We start from the raw sequence: 17,513 nt of genomic DNA on the forward strand, positions 1-17,513 counted from the left end.
GCGACGGCCAGCACGGCGGTGACGGCGGCACCACCACGCTGACCGTGCCCGGCAACGGCATCGCGGCCACCGCCCGGGGCGGCCGGGGCGGACAAGGAGGCAAGGGAGGAGAGGGAGGAAACCCAGGCCGCAACACGACCTTTGGCCGGGGAAAAGTCGGAAGAACGGGTGCTGACGGCGCTCGGGGGGCCGGTGGAAGCGGTGGCTCAGGTGAGTGCACCGGCGTCGCCAGCGGCACCAGCGCACCCGGTCGGAACGGGCGCGGACACCTGGGTGGCCGTCCTCGGGGAGCACATCCCTCCGACGTCGGTGCAGGTGGCAAGGGCGGAACAGGAGGCTGGGGCGGCGTGTTCGCGCAGAACAAGCGGCGTCACCCGGAGAAGGGAGGCGTGGGCGGCGGTACAGTCTGGTTTGACCGGGGTGAATCAGGAGGGGCCAAAGTCTCCTGGTAAACGGGCAACCGCTCGATTCCACGACTGACTTCTCCCTCTCGGCCGTGTGGCCTGGGTGAACGCCAGGGCCGGTCATGCGGGCCCTGGGCACCTCCTTCCGGAGCTCGTCGACCGCGTCGCAGATCGCGGTGATCTGGTCGCGGTCGGAGCCGCCCCGTGGCCTGTACTCGCTTGGGTTTCGGGCCGCCCTCCACCGCCGACGCTCCCGCCCCGGCCTCGGGGAGGGCCGGCTGCCGCGCGGTCTCCCACGGCCTGACGAGCGCGTGAGGCACCTGGCAGGGCAGGACGGGAGCAGGCCGCCCGGCCCAGGTCAGCCTCACAGCTCACCCCACCCGTGCGGCTCTTCCATGTCACGGCCCGACCGGGACGATCACGAAGTCCGCCATGGCTCTAAGACTGCTCGGCCTGAATCGCGTCTGCCGGGACCTCGAAGACGATTTCGAGCCCGTCGCGCTCGTCCCCCTGCTCGCCGACGCGCGTGAAACCGAAGCCCGCGATGGTGGCCATGGAGGCGTGGTTGTCGGATCTGATAGTGGCGCGCACGGTCCTGACACCGGGTTCGGTGGCAGCCCTGACGAGCAGCGCCGTCAGCATGGCGCGGGCATAGCCTTGGCGGCGGTACCCGGGCACGACGGTGTAGCCGACCTCGACCATGCCGGCCTCGTCCGGCGGCCCGTGGAACCCGGCGTCGCCGACGACGGTCCCGTCCGGCTCGGACACCGCGGCACGCGCGATCCAGGGCGCGACAGAGGGGTTCTCGGCGAGCTGGTCAGCGCGATAGCCGAAGATCCGGCGGGCCCGGTCACCGACGAAGTGTTCGTCAAGGGCGACCCCGGCCTCGGCGCTGCCGCCAGCGAGGTCACCGTCAGCAAGCGCCCGCAGCGCCTTTGCGCTGAGCTCTACGAAGCGGACGCGTTTGGGTGTGGAGAGAGATTCGCTGTTCATCGCGGAGATGCTCGCCCAGCGCCGCAGCGCTGTCCACCGCTTTACGGCCTCGGCGGACATGAGGCCGCAGCCCACGATGAGGGGCTACGGCGTCCGCTGCACGCTCGCCACGAAACGGGTGAACGAATTGGTTCGAGGCCGCCGACGTGAAGCAGCTGAACAAAACCACCGCCTGCTACGACCACGCCCAGCTCGGAGCGGGGACTCGTCCTCGTCTCCCACCCCGAGCCGGGCGTTCAGGGCCGGCGAGTGCGTCGGGAGGCTGGGCGGGGCAGGAAGAACATCAAGGCCCACATGGTCAGCAGGCCGCCGATCACGTACGGGAGCGTTGCGGTGAAGGCGTCGGCGACGTCGGTGCCGCGGGCGGCCGCGGTCTGGTCATGGGAGAAGAAGACCACCCCGGTGAGGACGACGCCGAGGGCGATGCCGAGATGGGTGGCGGTGTTGAACAGACCGGAGGCCGATCCGGCGTGCGCTTCGCCGACGCGGCCCAGGGTGAGGTCGGTGAGCGGGGCGCCGATCATGCCCAGTCCGAGACCCAGCGCCAGGACCGGCAGGGCCATGGCGGTCATCGACAGACCGGTGCCGTACGTGGTGACCAGCAGGTGGAACACGGTCAGGGCCAGAGCGGCGAGCAGGGCGCCGACCTGAGGTACGCGGCGTTGGTGCCGGGCGACGGCCGTCATGGCCAGCCAGGCTCCTCCGATCTCGGCGAGCGTGAGGAGGAGGAAGCCGATCGCCGCCCGCAACGGGCTCAGGCCCAGACCCTGCTGCATGAAGAGCGTCCAGCACATGAAGAACAGGCCGGACAGCAGCCCCAGGACGAGCTGGGCGGTCAGCCCTCCGGAGAACGGCCGACCGGAGAACAGGGACAGCACCACCAGCGAGGAGCCGTCCTTGCAGGTCTTGTTCCGCTGCTGGAAGACCAGGCCCACCAGCACGGCCACGCCCGCGGCCATGGCCGTGAACGTCCACCACGGCCAGTGGTGGGAGCCGCCCGCGCTGAGTGGGTAGGCGATCAGGAGCAGTCCGAGCGCGGAGAGGACCATGCCCAGGAGGTCGAGGCGCAGGGCCTGCCTGTTGTGGGACTCGGTCAGGTACCTGTGTCCGAGCAGGACCGTGGCGATGCCGAGGGGGACGTTGATCAGGAAGAGGGAACGCCAGCTGAGGCCGAACAGGTCGGCCTGGATGAGGACACCGCCCAGGACGGGTCCGGCGACGCTGCCCACCGACATGACGGTCCCGTACAGGCCGAACGCCTTGGCGCGGTCGCTGCCGTCGAAGGCGACGTGCACGGTGGCCAGGACCTGCGGGACCATCACCGCTGCCCCGGCTCCTTGCACCGCGCGGGCGGCGATCAGCGCGGCGGGGCCGGCGGCGAGGCTGCACAGCAGTGAGGCGGCGGTGAAGGCGCCGGCGCCGAGCAGAAAGGTCCGTTTGCGGCCGTACAGGTCACCGAGCCGGCCGCCGGTGATCAGCCCGAGGGCGAGCGCGAGCCCGTAGGCGGCATGGATCCACTGCAGACCGGCGGCCGAGACACTGGTGTCCGCCTGGATGGAGGGCAGGGCGGTGTCGACGACCGACGCGTCCAAGACGGCCATCAGCTCGCCGGCCAGCACAATGGCCAGCATGATCCGGCAGTCACGGCGCGAGGACGGTCCGGCGGAGGTGTGGCCCGGGCGGAGCGGGGCGTTGCGGGTGTCACGAGACACGGAGAGGGGGTTCCTGTTCGGAGCAGTAGGGAGAACGGGCAGGCCAAGGCCCGTGTACGCCTACTGCGCACAGGAATGTGTCACGGAGCCCAGGCCATCGGGAACACCGTCTTCACAGCGGACAGCACCGACCGCCTGTCAGCACAGGCAGGCGTCCGCGGGCAGAGCCCGGAAGAACGGCTACTGGGCCTGGGATATACGTCATCACCTCGAAGGACACGCACACGCCCACAGAGGGCAGTGAAAGAACCCGGCCAGCATAAGCGGCCTCCTGTCACCGAGAGAAACGGTTTTCCGGGCCGCCCACGCTGATCCCGGGGACCCGGGACCGCCCGCGACCGGCGCATCCGGGCCTCATCGGCGCTTCCCGTGCCGCGCATCCCTCTCCTTCAAAGAGGCCGGGCTCCGGCCGATTGCGCCGAGTCGGCCGCCGGATGAGGCCGGCGGGCAGCGGGATGCTGACGCCCCACCCATCCTCAGGTGATGACACCAGCGAGGAAGACCAGCGTGGCCACCGCCGCGAAGAGCGCGAAGGACCACTGCACGTGCCGGCGCTTCGCTCCCACGCGGGCTCCGAGCGGGGTGCGGCGCAGGCGGCGCAGGCGGCGCAGTGCTCCGTGTGCGAGCAGGGCGCCGGTGGCCCGGTACAGTGCCGCCGCCCCCAGGAGCCGAGGGCCTTCGCGTAGCCCGGGTGTGTCGGAGGGAAGAGAGCTGCGGCGGGCGCGCAAGGCGGTGAGCAACTCGTCGTAACGCCGGGCGGCGTCCTGGGGAGCGAAGGCGCTGGCGACACGTTCGCGGGCGGCTGCTCCCATCCGGGTGCGCAGTTGCTGGTCGTCCATGAGGCGCAAGAGAGCGGCGCTGTAGGCGTGTACGTCGTCGCGCGGTACCAGGAGGCCGTCGACGCCGTCGCGAATGATCTCACGCGGGCCGTGCGGGCAGTCCGTGCTCACCACGGGCAGGCCGCAGCGCATCGCTTCCGTGATGGTCATGCCGAAGGACTCCTGCGCCGAAGTGACCGCCGCTATGGACCCGTTGGCCCACTCGGGGTCGAGTGGGGTGACGGCTCCCATGAGCCGCACCCGGTCGTGCAGGCCGCGACGGTCGATGTCCGCGGCGAGGCGGTCCTTCTCGGGGCCCCCGCCGTAGATGCGCAGGGTCCAGTCGGGACGCTGTGCGCTGATGCGGGCGAAGGCTTCGATGAGCATGTGGTACCGCTTCACCCGGGTCAGGCGCCCGGCCGCCACGACGACCTTGGCCGTGCAGTCGGCCGGCGGCAGCGTGGTGGCGGGCACGCTGTTGGGAATGGCTTCGATCATTTCGTACGGGAGGCGCAGGCCGGTGCGGTGGGCCCGGGCGTCGGCGCGCGTCATCGTCACCAGCGCGTCCAGATGGGGGTACCAGCGCTGGAGTTCGCGGCGGAGACGGTGCGGATGGGTGTCGTGCGTGAGGTGTTCCTGGCCGATGCGCAGGGCATCGCGAGGCCCGAAGCGTGCGAGCAGGACGTTGAGGCCGGTACGGGTGCTGATCACGGCGTCCGCGTCGGTCTCGGCCAGCCAGTCGATGATCCGCTGCTCGGCGAGCCGGTGGTAGAGACTGGCGCGGCTGTCGCCCGCGGGGAAGTGGACGCCGGGCTGCCGGGTGCGCGGATCCGCCATGTCCGCAGTCCCCTGGCGGCGGTCCACCAGGGCGGTGAGGGGGACCTCCGGTGGCGCCTCGAGCAGCGGTGCCGCCCGGTGCCGGAAGACGGAGACGAGGCGCACGTCGTGCCGCTCGGCGAGCGACGCGGCCAGATTGAAGGTCGTTCTGGTCGTGCCACCGATGGCGTAGGCGTTGTTCAGGAGAAAAGCGATGCGCATCACGAAGTCGAACACTTCTCGGCGCTGGGCGCATATCGAGCGGCGACGGAATTCCTGGAACAGCTCATGGAAGGAAGGTTAGAGGCAGGAAAACGTCCACGCATCAGGAGAAAGTCGGTGGTTATGCGGTGGCGAAAGAACGAGTCGAAAGGATGAGTCGCGGCAGCGGAATGTACTTAGACATAGGAAAGAGGATGCCGACGGGCTCGTCGCAGCTCCGAGGGCTATGCGGGGTGGGTCTGCGACGTATGCTTTGTTTCTGTGAGCCCGAAGGAAATCGACCCCGCCCGTCGTGGTCGCGTCATCGACGCGACGGTCGTGATCGGTGCTTCGGTCTGTTCGCTGGCCGTGGGCTACGCGCGGGGGAAGGGCGTGTGGCTGTATCCCCGGCTCACCGGTGTCGTCTCCATGGCGCTGGATCATGTCTTTCCAGCGCCGCTCAGGGGCCGCACGGATCTGCTGGTGCCGCTGGCGGGCAGTGTGCTGTTGTGGCGGTGGCCGGTTGCCATCGCCGTGGTGCTGGTGCTCCTGTCGACCATTTGGCCGCTGATTCCCGCGGCCCTCGTCGCCCTGTTCACCGCTGCCGCGATGCGCCCCTGGCGGACCACTCTCGTGGTCACGGCGGTCGCTGTACTGCCCTATGCCTTGTATTTGGCAATGCACTCGCGCCTCGTCGACGTGGATATCCCGGCGGCAGCGCCGACGGGAAGTGTGCTGGTGGGCGTGCTGGTGGGCGCAGCTGTCGGATGGGGCCTGTTCGTGCGCGTGTCGCGCGAGAGCGCCGAGCACGCCAGGACGGAGGCGGCTTTGCGCGCCGACCACGTCCGTCAGCGCGAACGGGAATCGCTGGCACGCGAAATGCACGACGTCCTGGCGCACCGCCTGTCGCTGCTGAGCGTGCATGCCGGAGCATGGGAGGCCAACCCCGGTGCGCCCGCCGACCAGGTCAGGCAGGCCGCATCGGTCATCCGCTCCAGCGCTCACGACGCACTGGAGGATCTGCAGGAGGTTCTCGGCGTGCTGCGCACTCCCCTGACCGACACCTTCTGGGAGACCGCGAGCTGGAGGTCGCGGTCGCCATCGGCCAGGGCAGGACCAACGCCCAGATCGCCTCCGACCTCTGCATGAGTCTTCCCACCGTCACATCCCATGTCGCGCACATCCTGGCCAAGCTCGGCCTGAACAACCGCGTGCAGATCGCCCTGCTGGTCAACCGCTCCGGCAGGGCGTGATACGGCGGGTACGCTGACCGGGCTCCTCTCAGGGCCGGGTCAGAGGTCGAACTCGAGGTGCTCCACGTCGGTGAGCCTCACCTCCAGGCCGTGGGCGCGGCGGCCGTCGTCGCGGAAGTAGACCTCCCCCAGGGCCTCGGCGGCGATCTGCCGCAGCTGGTTTTCCGTGGCTCCCCGCTCCTGGGCTTCGAAGAGGCGGGCGGCGTGGGTCGGGGGCAGGGCCAGGGTGAGGTGGCGCAGGCGGGCGTCGTCGGTGGTGCCTGGGGCGGCGGTGAAGCCGAACCGGGCGCGGGTGTCGATCATGATCCCGCCGGTGGTGGCCGCGGTGTGCTTGGCCTTGGCCCGGATCTGTGGCTGCCAGCGTTGTTTGACCTCATGTTCCATGCGGGCGGCGAGGTCGGAGCGGGGCTTTTTGATCTGGTCCTTCACGTAGCGTTCGACGGTGCGCTGGGTGATGCCGAGCAGCTGGGCGACGGCCTTCGTGCTGTGCTTGTGCTGCTTGACCAGGTAGCGCATCTGGGCGCCGGCGGACTTGGGGGCCGGGCGCGTGAACGCGCCCTGTACCGCCTTGTCGAGGCCTTCCCCGACCGTGACCATCGGTCCTCGTCTCCTATTCTCCGGTGTCCTTGGCGGTGACCTCGCCGGTCTTGATGTAGCGGGCGAGGTTGGCGACCTTGCCGTCCTTCGTGCCGAGTCGCTCGTGGACCTCCGCGCCCCACAGCACACTCTGGGTGCCTTCGTGCTTGACCATGCCTGGCGACACCCCGAGCCGGAAGCTGCCCGGCAGCGTCTTGCCGTCGGCGTCGTAGGGCAGGACGTCCAGCGGGGACGGCCCGTCGGCGGCGTAGACGGCGCAGTCCGAGAGGATCGCGAGGGGGTACTGCCCGGTGGCGGCGGCGAGGGCGACCATCTTGCGGTGCATGTTGACGCGGGCGCGGGAGATGACGGTCGCCCGGATGTCCGGGCGCCACGTCGGCCGGGTGAGCGCCGGCCATGCCTGGCCGGGGCGCCAGCCTCCGCCGCGCGCCTTCTCCTGCAGCTTGCCGATGCCGCCCTTCGTCGTCATCTTGACGGCGTCCAGGACGATCGCCATCTCCGGGTCACGGCTCTTGTAGCCGTCCATCGCCTTGAGGAACTCCTCGGGCGGCAGCTTCTCCGCGACGCCCAGGTCGCCCATGGTCTCGACGTACGCGTCGCGCAGCCGCTTGTACCAGCCGTCGAGGAATTTGCCCTTCTCGCGGCGCACCCACGCCTCCAGCGGAGCGACGTCGTAGCCGAGCTCCACCGCGTACGCCACGGTCGGGGTGGCGTACCAGGCCGGGCCGGTGGGGTGCTCGCCGGTCGGCGTGAACGGGCTGGGCAGCAGGTCGCCCCGCAGCTGCCGCCACTGCCGTGCGACCTGGACGCGGGAGAGGTCGACGTGGGAGAGGTCGACCAGCCACGCCCCGGGCAGGGCCGCGTCGAAGACCGGGTTGGTGACGTGCACGGGCGGCGACGCGAGGCCGACGACCGCGCCGTTGGCGGCCGCGCCGAAGGCGAGGTTGACGTCGATGCCGACCAGGTAGCGCTTCATACACTCGTCGTCGGTGAGGTCACGCGCCCAGTCATACGCTTCCTCGAACAGCTTCTCCGCCGGGCCGCGCACGTGGAAGCGGGGCAGCTGGGCCAGGACCGGGTGTCCGTCGGTCGCTTCGCACGGCGCCGGATCCATGGGGTGCCGGCCCAGCGAGCCGGGACGGTGCTCGGGGTGCCGCTTGCCCGTCTCGTCCGGCTCGCTCGCGCGGGTGGGCGGGTTGAGCGCGGTCATCAGCTCCACGCCCGTCACGGCGGTGGCGCCGACCGGCGTCATCACCCGCCGCGCGTAGGTGCCCAGCACCCGGGCGAGCTCGGCCGGCTCCAGCTGCGCGGAATGGCCCCACGAGCGGGCGTCCAGCGCGCCCCACGACGGGATGCACAGCTGTACGCACCGGCGCGTGCGGCCCTGAGCCGGGCGGTAGATCCGCGCCCACGGACCGAAGCCGCGCTGGGTCAGCTGCCATTCGGCCCGCTCAAGCTGCTTGATGACCTTGTGACCGTCCGGGATCCGCCCGGCCAGCCGCTCTGCTTCCGACAGCTCCACCGGCAACCCGTACCGTTCGCACGCGGCCGCGGTGAGCACCAGCAGCGGGTCCGCGTCCTTCCCACAGCCATGCAGCTTCTCCGCCCCGAGCTGCGCCTCGGCGAGGGTCCACTCCACGAGCGCGGGCAGGGACTTGGCGGGCACGTCCACGATCAGGCCGCCGACACCGTAGCCGGTCACCTGCCGGCCGGTGTCGGTGCCGGCGTCGATGACGAGCAGCGGGCCATGGGCGAAGCGCGGGTCGGCGGCGGCCGGCGGGAGAACCGGGGTGGCCTTCGCGGTCGCCTTCTTCGCATCCGGACGGCGCGACGGCGAACGCGGCACGGCGGGTTCCGCTTCAGGGGCGGCGAGGGTGGCCTGGGGGGGCACGGGGGCCGGGGCCACGGGGGCAGGTTCGGCGGGGCCGGCGAACGTCTGCGGCTGTGCCTGCTGCTGAGGCTGGGCCGGTGACCCGGGCTGGGCCAACGACTCGGGCTCCGCAGGTGACTCGGGCTCCGCAGGTGACTCGGGCTCCGCAGGCGTCTGGGGGTGGGGCGGGTACTTCTGCGCCCAGCCTTCCAGCAGCCGCAGGTACGCCTGGAAACGCGGCGGCCGCGGCTCACTGCGGCCGGCCTCCCAGTTCTTCACTGTCTGCGTCGTGGTCTGCAGCACCTGCGCCAGACGCGCCTGGGTCAGTTTGGCCGCTTCACGCAGCCGTGCCCGTTCGGCGGGGGGCGGCAACTGCGGCTCACCCTCCAACAGCGCGTCCACCGCCGCGAACAGCTCTTCCTCGGTGGGCATACCTCACCTCCACCCCGCACACTAGCAGAATTTATCTCCCAACTTGCCTTTGTTTTTAACCTTTAATTTGGTTGGAGTGGCGGGTTGCGTGAGCGAGTCACCTGCCGCTGCGCCGCCTCGGTGTCCGGTCCGCTCTGCGCGGCGGCGCGACCGCACGCTCGTGCCATGCCGGCTGACCCGGCCCCTCTGCCCAGCACCGGCCTGACCCGGGTCCCGGTACGGGGGGCGGCCACCTCCTGGTGGCGCGCCGCTCGTCGGTGTTGACCTTCAAGTTGGTTGAAGTTCGATGATGGTGCGGTGCCAAACGATGCTCTGATGCCGATCGGGGTCTTTGCCCAGCGCAGTGGTCTGACCTCCAGCGCGTTGCGGTTCTACGCCGACTCCGGGCTGCTGCCCCCTGCCGAGGTCGACCCGGTCTCGGGTTACCGCTACTACAGCGCTGACCAGGTGGCTCGGGCGACCGTGTTGCGTCAACTCCGTGAGATTGCCATGCCCCTCGCTGGTGTCGAGGCGGTATTCGGTTCCGGGCCTGACGCGGCATCCCGGATGCTCGACGAGCATGTCGCGAAGGTCGTCGGCGACGCGGTGACGGCACAGCAGAAGGCTGCTGTCATCAAGTCCGTCCTTGGCAATGTGCCGGGTCTTCCGATTGCGGCGCTTAAAGCCGTCGGCACAGCCGACTCTCGGGTCGCGTAAATGTCCCGGAGCCGGGCGGCCAAGGCTTCGTACGCCGCGTTGGCCCTTGCGCCCAGGGTGCCGGAGTCGATCGACTGGTCGAGCAGGACGCCCGCCGCGGCCATCGTCAGAGCCTTCTCCGCGGCGTCGGCCAGCGCCCGGACGTCATCCGCCAGGATGAAGCCGATCTGGGACCGCAGGGCGTCGAGAGCGGCGTCCGACGCGGCGGAAGCGTCCAGCATCGGCTGCCGGTAGGTCTCCGGCGGCGCGGCCGGGTCCTCCCGCAGGCGCGACCGGTAGTGCCGCCTGGCCGAACCGAAGGCGTGGAGGGACGTCATGGCGTTCCGCAGCAGGGTGTTCACCTCGACGAGCTGGGCCAGCTCGAACGTCTCACGGCGTTCCGTGATCACCTTGTACTGCTCGGCCAGCCTGCCCGCGCCTCCCGCCTCGCCTGGGAGCGGTTGTTGATGAAGCCCATCGTCACAACCGTGGTCTGGCCGATCAGGATCGACGCGACAGTCGTAAACCATCCCCAGCCCCCCGAAACCATGCCAGCAGTCTAGATATCCGGTCCGGGAACGGAGAAGCGCCGACCGCGTCCCTCCGGGGCATCGGAGGTCCGGCCCAGCGCCCGTCACGGCCCGCCGCGCGCCTCGACCGCGCCACCGTCTCCGCCTGTCCGGCGGCATCCGGCATACCCGGTACGCCGGCGATCCCCCGCCTTGCGAGCACAGGGCGACGCGCCAGCGGTGCGGTCGGGTTCGCGTCGGCCGGCATCGTGATTGCTTTGGGGCCCGGCGGCCCGCTGCCGGGCAATGCCCGGCCCGCCTCCGTCGGATGGACGGGGGCGGGCCGGGCCGACCGGATCGGCCAGGTCTGCCGGGGGCGGAGGTCAGCGGATGGAGTAGCGGACGTTGACCCAGTAGGCGTCGTTGGACCTCTGGGGGTCGGCGAGGCCGGCGTCCCAGCGCAGGATCCGCTCGTGCAGGACGTACAGCTTCAGGCGGCTGCCCGCGCCGGCGTTGTCGGAGCGGTCCACAGCGCGTAGGGAGAAGTCCCAGTCCTTGCTCGCGGCACCTTCCAGCGTGGTGCGGAAGGGGTACTCATCGCACTGCTGGCCGCTCTTGGGCTGCTTTTCCGCGGGCAGGCCCATGCCCTTGTAGTCACCGCGGTCCTTGCCGGCCGCGTTCTTGTGGGCGTTTTGGTCTTCCACTCGGGGCCGGCCTCGGTGATGCGGTGCAGCGGGGCGTTGAAGTACGCGCCGGGAATGCGCTTGGCGCGGGGGTTCGGGATGCCGGCCGGGGCTGTCCGAGGGTAGGTGGTGTCGGGGGTGTACTGGGCGTCGGCGATGTGCTTGCCGACCTGTTCGGTGGGCGAACCGGGAGTGGCGTAGTAGTTCAGGATCGGCAGGGAGCCGGGGAAGACGTAGGCACGTGGTTCGAAGTGGACGACGCGGCCCGGTTCTTCGCCCGGCACCTGAAGTGAGGCCGGGCCGTCAGGTCGGCAGCAAACGGTGGAACGGTAGGCGGTGTCGGCCAGGACGCCGCAGCACATCGAGGACAGGTCCCGGCCCTCCCCGATGGCCGCGGCCGCAGATGCACAACCGCCCCGATCGCGGCGGTACCGGCCCGCCGGGCCTGGGACTTACCGGCTGTCCCAGGCCCGGCCGAGCCGCTCGGCCAGCTCGGTGAGCGTCGCCGCCGGGAGGGTGAACGGCACCCGGATGTGCGTCGCGTCCGGCACGACCTCCACTCCGTGCCGCAGCGCTACCTGGGCGTAGACCCGGGCGTCCATGTCGGGCAGTTCGATCCACAGCGCCGAGCCGCCGTCCGGTCGGCGCCACCGCCAGTCGGGTAGCCGGGCGCGTAGGGCCGCCTCCAGGTGGGCCAGTCGGCGGAGCGGCTCGGTGTCCGGCGGCCTGGGCCGGCTCAACAGCCGGGCGGTGAGCGCCTGGTCCAGCACGGGGCTGCCCAGGTCGGCGAGGGTCTTCAGGCGCGCGATCCGCTCGGCGATCGGCGCGGGGGCCCGGAGCCAGCCGACCCGTAGGCCCGACCAGATCGTCTTGGTGACCGAGCCGACGCTGAGGACGGTCGCGCCGCGCGGCGCGTACGCGGCCAACGGCGGGGGCGGCGGCGTGCCCAGGGTGGTGCAGTAGGCGTTGTCCTCCAGCACCGGCACGCCGTGCTGCGCGGCCAGTTCACCGATCCGGTGGCGGCGGGCGGCCGACATCAGGGTGCCGGTCGGATTGTGGAAGGTCGGCATCAGGTACGCCAGCGCCGGCCCGGCCGCGAACGCCGGCGCGAGCTCGGCGACGGCGGCTCCCTCGGCGTCCAGCCCGACCGGGACGAGCCGGGCGCCCGCCGCGTGGAAGGCGTCGAGGCAGCCGGGCCAGCCCGGGGACTCGACGACGACCGTGGCGCGGCGGCGGACGAAGCAAGTGATCGCGAGGCTGATCGCCTGGGTGGCCCCGGTGGTGATGACGATCTGGTCGGCGGTGGTGGGCAGGCCGTCGGCCGTGTACTGGTCGGCGATGGTCTCGCGGAGCACCGGCAGGCCGCGCGGGTGGTGGCCGGCGTCGGCGAGCAGCGCGGGCAGGTCCTCGGCCGCGAGGGCGGCGAGCTCGGCGGCCAGGTCGGTGGGCGGCTCACCGGCGGTGCGGGCCAGGGAGATCAGCGGGCCGGGCCCGGCGGCGAGCCTGCGGACCACCGCCGTGCCGGACTCGGCCCCGGAGATGCCACGCTTGCCCGGGCCGCCGCGCACGCGGCTGCCGCTGCCCCGGCGAGTGTCCAGCGTGCCGGCGTCCCGAAGCAGGTCGTAGGCCGCGACGATGGTGGCCCGGCTCAGCCTGAACGCTTGGGCCAGCTCCCGTTCGGACGGCAGCCGTTCACCGGTCCCGAGGTCGCCGGCCTCCACGGCGACGGTGAGGGCGGCGGCGAGACGCCGGTACAGCGGCCCCGGCGCGGTCGCCCAGTCGCCCAGGATCTCGGCCAGCTCGGCCGCGGTCCAGTTCCGGTCCACATCTCCCCCCATTGGCCCGGGTGACGGGCCGCCGCGCCGACAAGACTCGGCTCCATGATCACATCGCAGGACGCCCGGCTGCGGGCGGTATCCGATCTCATGGTGCCGGCGACCCGCACGGACGCGGGGCGGCACGAGTACGACGGGCTGCTCCAGGACCTCTCCCCCGACGGGGTACGCCGCGGCCTGGCCGCGCTCGGCGGCTCCCCCGTCGCCGACCCGCACGACGAACGGCAGCTCTCCGCCTTCGAGCACGCGCTGTGGGTCCGCTACGGCGAGCTGGAGCTGCACCGGTTCGACCCGACCCCGCACCTGGAGAACCTCGACGTCACCTGCTACGACCGCGAGTACGCCCCGGCCGCCGAGCGGGCCGCCGCCCGCCGGACGCACCTCGCGGGCTGGCCGGACGCCGTGGACGCAGCGATCGCCGCCCTCGACCGGGTGCCGGCGCCGCTGGCCGAGACAGCCCTCGACACGGCCCGGGGCCTGGCCCACCTGGTTACTGACGAGCCGCCCGCCCGGGCCGCCCTCGACCGGCTCACCACGCACCTGCGGCACGCGGCCCGCACCGGCGATCCGGACCCGGCGCTCGGCGAGTCGGCGCTGGCCCGGCTGGCCGGGGCGACCGAGGCGGTCGAGGTGGACCTGACCGCGCTGGCCGCCCGGCTCGACGCCGAACGGGACGCGTGGCGGGACCGGTTGATCGAGGCGTGCGGCCGGATCGACCCAGCCGTGCCGGCGGAGGTGACCATGGCCGGGATCCTCACCGACCACCCGTCGCCGTCGGGGGTGCTGGAGCTGGCCGTCGAGCTGGTCGCCGAGGTCGAGGCGTGGACGGCGGAGCGGGGGCTGGTGCCGTACCTGGACGGCGAGTGCCGGGTCGGGGTCACCCCGCCGACCGACGCGCACCAGGTGGCGACGCTGACCATGGCCGCGCCGTACGAGCCGGACGGGCCGAGCTGGTTCCGGATCACCCCGCCGGCCCCGGGCTGGCCGGCGGACCGGAGCGCGCAGTGGCTGTCGCTGTACAACCGGTCGGGGCTGGCCAACATCGCCCTGCACGAGGCGGCCCCGGGCCATCACGCGCACGGCCGGGCGCTGCGCCGCGCCGCCGGGGACGTCCGGCGCACCCTGCACTCCGCCGCCTTCGTCGAGGGCTGGGCGCACTACTGCGAGCAGCTCGCCGTCGAGGAGGGCTTCCGGGACGGCGATCCGCGGTTCGTGGCGAGCGTCGCCCGGGACGCGCTGCTGCGGATCACGCGGCTGGCCTGCACCATCGGCTTCCAGGCCAGGACGATGTCGGTGGCGGAGGCGCGCCACCGGTTCACCGTGGACGCCCTGCTCGCCGGGCCGGCCGCCGACGCCGCCGTGCACCGGGTGTTCCGGGAGCCGCTGACCATGTCGTACACGTGGGGCAAGCTGGCCATCCTCGACCTGCGGGACCGGGCCCGGGCCGAATGGGGCTCCGGGTTCAGCCTCGGCCGGTTCCACGCGGCGCTGCTCGGCCTCGGCGCGCCGCCGCTGGGCCTGCTCGACCGGGCGCTGGGGGACTGAGATGTGGGCGTTCGTACTGGCCTCTGCGGTGCTGATCGCGGTGCCGGGGCCCAACATGGTGTACATCGTGACCCGCGCCGCCGCGCACGGCCGCCGGGCCGGGCTGCTGTCCGCGCTCGGCGTGGAGGCCGGCACCTTGGCCCATGTTGGCCTCGCGGTGGCCGGGGCGGCCACCCTGCTGGCCGCCGCGCCCGTCGCGTCCGGCGCGATCCGGTGGGCCGGGGTGGGCTATCTGCTCTGGCTGGGGCTGCGTGCCCTGCGGCCCCGGCCGGCAGCCGCAGCGCCGATCGTCCCGGAGTCGGCGGGCCGGATGTTCCGGGACGGCGTACTGGTCAACCTGCTCAACCCGAAGGTCGGGTTGTTCTTCCTGGCGTTCCTGCCGCAGTTCACGACGACGCAGGCCGGGCTGCTCGTCCATGGGGCGGTGTTCTTCGCGCTGGCGCTGGCCGTCGATCTCGGCTACGCGCTGGCCGGGGCGGCGGTGGGCGGCCGGCTGCGGGTCGGCGGGCGGTGGCCGGGGGTGATCTACCTGGCGCTCGCGGGCTACGCGGCACTCGCGTGACGACCCGTCGACGGAGCAGCAGCGCCGCGCTGATCGGAGGCGCTTCAGCCCCAGTCACCGCGCTGCGCCCGTTTGACCGCCGACCGGCCTCGCGGGCCGTCTGCGGGGCCCGCTGCTTGCCCTCACCGATCGACTGACCGGCATCGAAGACCACGGCGATCTACAAGCCCCTGAGTGAGGGGCCCACACCCGGCGCAGCCCCTCGACAGTTTCCTCGTCACAGCCTGGATTCGGCCCGGCAGCAGCACGCCGGCACACGCAAGCGCGACGCGGCCCCGTGGACAGGCGGCGCAGCCGCCGCACGTCGCGGCCGAGCGCATGCTGGGCGGTGAGCAGCCGGGTCACCGCGCGAGTGACGTGCGGTTCCTCGGCCACGGCAACGAAGGCGCGCAGGAGTCGCGGCTCTATGTCGTAGGGCACGCAGGGCAGTCCACAACAGATGTGCGTGAATGGCGAGCGATCAGGTGTTGGACCGCGCGACCGGGGCGCGGCGAGGCTGAGGACATGCCCTCGCTCCGCTCCAATCCGTACGCCCGCCTGTTCGCCCTCCCCGGCGCCCGCGCCTTCACCGCGTGGAACCTGCTCGCCCGGCTGCCCATGGGCATGTTCGGCGTCGGCGCCGTGATGATGATCTCCGCCGAGCGCGGTTCGTACACGCTGGCCGGCGCCGTCACCGCGACGGGCCTCGCCGCGACGGCGCTGGCGGGCCCGTGGACGGCCCGGCTCGTGGACCGCTACGGCCAGGCGCGCGTCACCGTCCCGGCCGCCGCGTTCGCCGCGCTGGGCTCGCTGTCGCTGGTGCTGTGCGTGCACGCCGACGCTCCCGCCTGGACCCTGTTCGCGTCGTACGCGGCGACGGCGACCAGCCCCAACACGGGCGGGATGTCGCGTGCCCGCTGGGCGCACCTCCTGCGCGCCGACCCGGCCGCCCTGCACACCGCCAACGCCTTCGAACAGGCCGTGGACGAGGTGTGCTTCATGCTCGGCCCGGTCCTCGCGACGTTCCTGTGCACGTCCTTCTTCCCCGGGGCGGGCACGCTCACCGCCACGCTGATGTTCGTCACGGGCGCGGTGCTCTTCGCGGCACAGAAGCGCACCGAACCCCCGGTATCGGCCACTCCCCTGAAGCAGCGTTCGCCCCTGCGGGGCAATCGCGGACTCGCCGCGATCCTGGCCGTCTTCATCTGCACCGGCGCGTTGTTCGGCTCGCTGGAGGTGGTGACCATCGGCTTCGCCGACGCGCAGGGCCACCGGGCGGCCGCGGGCGCCGTCCTGGGTCTTCAGGCGGCGGGTTCGTGCGCGGCGGGCCTGCTCTACGGGCTGAGGCGCCCGGCCTCCCCGGCGTCCGCCCGCTTCCCGCGCTGTCTGGCGGCGATGGCCGCCCTGGCACTCCTGCCGCTGCTGACGACGACGGCGGGCGGCGGACTGCCGCTCCTCGCGGCCGCGCTGCTCCTGGCGGGCATGGCGACGGCGCCCACCATGGTCACGGGCATGAACCTGGTCCAGGGCCTGACCCCGCCGGGCAGCCTGAACGAGGGCATGACGCTGGCCGTGACGGGCCTGCTCGGCGGCATAGCGGCGGGCTCGGCGACCGGCGGCTGGGCCGTCGAGCACCTGGGCGCCGCGGGCTACGCCGTGCCGGCGGGGGCCTCGGCGGCCGCGCTGCTCGTGGCGACGGCGAGCCGGAGGGCGCTGTCGGGGCGCCGCGCGCTCAGCGTGCGGCCCGCCGCCTGAGCAGCGCGCCCAGGCCCGGCGCCGCCAGCACCCCGGCCGTCGTACTGCCCGCCACGCCTGGGAAGACGTTCGCGAAGCGCTGGATGCGTGTGGCTTCTGCCTCAACCTCCAGGTGGCCGTGCGCCCATACCAGGTACAGCGCCTGCTGCTGGAGGTCCTTACGGACGTGGTGCCACACGGCTGCCGGCTCGCCGTCAAAAGCGCCCGGGCGGCATGCGGAGGCTGCATATGCTTCGAGGATGAGGCGGGCTTCACCCGTCGGCCGCCCAAAGGACGCACCTGGGGCCGGCGCGGCCACACCCCGGTCGTGACAGCCAGTGGGCGACGCTCGGGGCGCCTGTAGATGGCCGGGCTGGCCGTGCGGCCCGGCTCCCGCACCCGACTGTGCCACCACCTGCGCACCCACCCCCGGCTCGAGCGCCTCCGATACCGGCCCGACACTCTCGACGGTTTCATGGCAGGCACCGGCCTGGCCCTCGACAATCCAGCGTCACGCTGACGAGCCGAAGTCAGTAACGTCGGTCTGCTGCCCTGTTCATCAGGCCTTGTCGTCCTCGGCCTTGCGCCAGCCGGGACCGACGAGGCCGTACCCGACGCGCGTAACAGCTATCTGGCGTGAGCGATGAGCTGGACACACTCGCCGTCCTGGCCGATGCGGTGTTCCCAACCGAGCAGTACACGGTGCTCGGCCCTGAAGTGGTGGACGTTCCCATGTGGATTGTCGATGAAGGCCGGCTTCGGCTCCGTGCCATCCGGCAGCACCGCCCCTGCCACGCCGACATGAGAAGACCCGAACTCCTCCGTCTCCCACCCCATGACCACTCCACTGCTTCGCTCCGAAGTGCCCGGCCGGGGCCCTGTGGGAGGTCTCCCG

13 protein-coding genes and 2 pseudogenes are annotated in these 17,513 nt (G+C 72.1%); 7 read left to right on the plus strand and 8 right to left on the minus strand.

The window, feature by feature from the left end; genetic code table 11:
• Positions 1-842: 842 nt before the first annotated feature.
• From CYQ11_RS00460 to CYQ11_RS00470, 3 genes are all read right to left on the minus strand, one after another.
• Positions 843-1,397 (minus strand): GNAT family N-acetyltransferase, encoded by a 555-nt coding sequence (locus CYQ11_RS00460; protein WP_099198501.1) that lies wholly within the window; start codon positions 1,395-1,397, stop codon positions 843-845.
• A 236-nt stretch (positions 1,398-1,633) separates the two neighbouring features.
• Positions 1,634-3,109 (minus strand): MFS transporter, encoded by a 1,476-nt coding sequence (locus tag CYQ11_RS00465; protein ID WP_205041784.1) that lies wholly within the window; start codon positions 3,107-3,109, stop codon positions 1,634-1,636.
• Positions 3,110-3,585: 476 nt separating this feature from the next.
• Positions 3,586-4,965 (minus strand): glycosyltransferase family 4 protein, encoded by a 1,380-nt coding sequence (locus tag CYQ11_RS00470; protein WP_099198503.1) that lies wholly within the window; start codon positions 4,963-4,965, stop codon positions 3,586-3,588.
• A 261-nt stretch (positions 4,966-5,226) separates the two neighbouring features.
• Between CYQ11_RS00470 and CYQ11_RS30830 the strand changes: the two genes are divergently transcribed.
• A complete protein-coding gene (locus tag CYQ11_RS30830; RefSeq protein WP_420894486.1) occupies positions 5,227-6,093 on the plus strand; it encodes a sensor histidine kinase in 867 nt (288 codons plus the stop codon).
• Entirely contained in the window at positions 6,072-6,197 is a 126-nt protein-coding gene (locus CYQ11_RS30065) for a LuxR C-terminal-related transcriptional regulator (protein ID WP_420894488.1), read from the plus strand. The genes CYQ11_RS30830 and CYQ11_RS30065 overlap by 22 nt, the downstream gene beginning before the upstream one ends.
• Before the next feature lie 39 nt (positions 6,198-6,236).
• On the opposite strand, the gene tpg is transcribed toward CYQ11_RS30065, so the two are convergent.
• Both tpg and tap read right to left on the minus strand, forming a co-directional pair.
• Positions 6,237-6,794, minus strand: a complete 558-nt coding sequence (tpg, locus tag CYQ11_RS00480; protein WP_099198474.1) for a telomere-protecting terminal protein Tpg — start codon at positions 6,792-6,794, stop codon at positions 6,237-6,239.
• Positions 6,795-6,807: 13 nt separating this feature from the next.
• On the minus strand, positions 6,808-9,096 hold the full coding sequence (tap, locus tag CYQ11_RS00485; RefSeq protein WP_099198475.1) for a telomere-associated protein Tap: 2,289 nt from the start codon (positions 9,094-9,096) through the stop codon (positions 6,808-6,810).
• 297 nt (positions 9,097-9,393) lie between these two features.
• On the opposite strand from tap, the pseudogene CYQ11_RS00490 reads away from it, so the two are divergent.
• A pseudogene (locus CYQ11_RS00490) lies at positions 9,394-9,780 on the plus strand (MerR family transcriptional regulator); the annotation flags it as partial.
• Positions 9,781-10,663: 883 nt separating this feature from the next.
• Here the strand turns inward: CYQ11_RS00490 and CYQ11_RS00505 are convergent.
• Complete coding sequence (locus CYQ11_RS00505; protein WP_099198477.1) at positions 10,664-10,984, minus strand: NucA/NucB deoxyribonuclease domain-containing protein; 321 nt, start codon at positions 10,982-10,984, stop codon at positions 10,664-10,666.
• A gap of 431 nt (positions 10,985-11,415) precedes the next feature.
• Positions 11,416-12,789 (minus strand): aminotransferase-like domain-containing protein, encoded by a 1,374-nt coding sequence (locus CYQ11_RS00510; protein WP_099198478.1) that lies wholly within the window; start codon positions 12,787-12,789, stop codon positions 11,416-11,418.
• A gap of 54 nt (positions 12,790-12,843) precedes the next feature.
• Here CYQ11_RS00510 and CYQ11_RS00515 point away from each other — a divergent pair, with 54 nt between their 5' ends.
• The 3 genes from CYQ11_RS00515 (at position 12,844) to CYQ11_RS00530 (ending at position 16,639) form a co-directional block, all read left to right on the plus strand.
• Complete coding sequence (locus tag CYQ11_RS00515; protein ID WP_099198479.1) at positions 12,844-14,343, plus strand: DUF885 family protein; 1,500 nt, start codon at positions 12,844-12,846, stop codon at positions 14,341-14,343.
• Between the two features lies 1 nt (position 14,344).
• Positions 14,345-14,905, plus strand: coding sequence for a LysE family translocator (locus tag CYQ11_RS00520; protein WP_099198480.1), 561 nt, complete (start codon positions 14,345-14,347; stop codon positions 14,903-14,905).
• A gap of 504 nt (positions 14,906-15,409) precedes the next feature.
• Positions 15,410-16,639 carry an MFS transporter gene (locus tag CYQ11_RS00530; protein WP_099198481.1) on the plus strand — a complete coding sequence of 410 codons (1,230 nt, stop codon included), beginning with the start codon at positions 15,410-15,412 and terminating at the stop codon, positions 16,637-16,639.
• Here the strand turns inward: CYQ11_RS00530 and CYQ11_RS29100 are convergent.
• Positions 16,617-16,817 carry a hypothetical protein gene (locus CYQ11_RS29100; RefSeq protein ID WP_146104622.1) on the minus strand — a complete coding sequence of 67 codons (201 nt, stop codon included), beginning with the start codon at positions 16,815-16,817 and terminating at the stop codon, positions 16,617-16,619. The genes CYQ11_RS00530 and CYQ11_RS29100 overlap by 23 nt on opposite strands.
• A gap of 15 nt (positions 16,818-16,832) precedes the next feature.
• Here CYQ11_RS29100 and CYQ11_RS30835 point away from each other — a divergent pair.
• Positions 16,833-17,138, plus strand: a pseudogene (locus CYQ11_RS30835) (hypothetical protein); the annotation flags it as partial.
• Between the last annotated feature and the right edge of the window lie 375 nt (positions 17,139-17,513).

The organism is Streptomyces cinnamoneus, assembly GCF_002939475.1.
Taxonomy (GTDB): Bacteria; Actinomycetota; Actinomycetes; order Streptomycetales; family Streptomycetaceae; genus Streptomyces; species Streptomyces cinnamoneus_A.

What these genes read in the sequence shown, in the direction of transcription:
- CYQ11_RS00520 (WP_099198480.1), top strand. Translation starts at nt 14,345, where the DNA reads ATGTGGGCGTTCGTACTGGCCTCTGCGGTGCTGATCGCGGTGCCGGGG.
- CYQ11_RS00460 (WP_099198501.1), bottom strand. Translation starts at nt 1,397, where the DNA reads ATGAACAGCGAATCTCTCTCCACACCCAAACGCGTCCGCTTCGTAGAG.
- tap (WP_099198475.1), bottom strand. Translation starts at nt 9,096, where the DNA reads ATGCCCACCGAGGAAGAGCTGTTCGCGGCGGTGGACGCGCTGTTGGAG.
- CYQ11_RS00515 (WP_099198479.1), top strand. Translation starts at nt 12,844, where the DNA reads ATGATCACATCGCAGGACGCCCGGCTGCGGGCGGTATCCGATCTCATG.
- tpg (WP_099198474.1), bottom strand. Translation starts at nt 6,794, where the DNA reads ATGGTCACGGTCGGGGAAGGCCTCGACAAGGCGGTACAGGGCGCGTTC.
- CYQ11_RS00530 (WP_099198481.1), top strand. Translation starts at nt 15,410, where the DNA reads ATGCCCTCGCTCCGCTCCAATCCGTACGCCCGCCTGTTCGCCCTCCCC.
- CYQ11_RS00470 (WP_099198503.1), bottom strand. Translation starts at nt 4,965, where the DNA reads ATGCGCATCGCTTTTCTCCTGAACAACGCCTACGCCATCGGTGGCACG.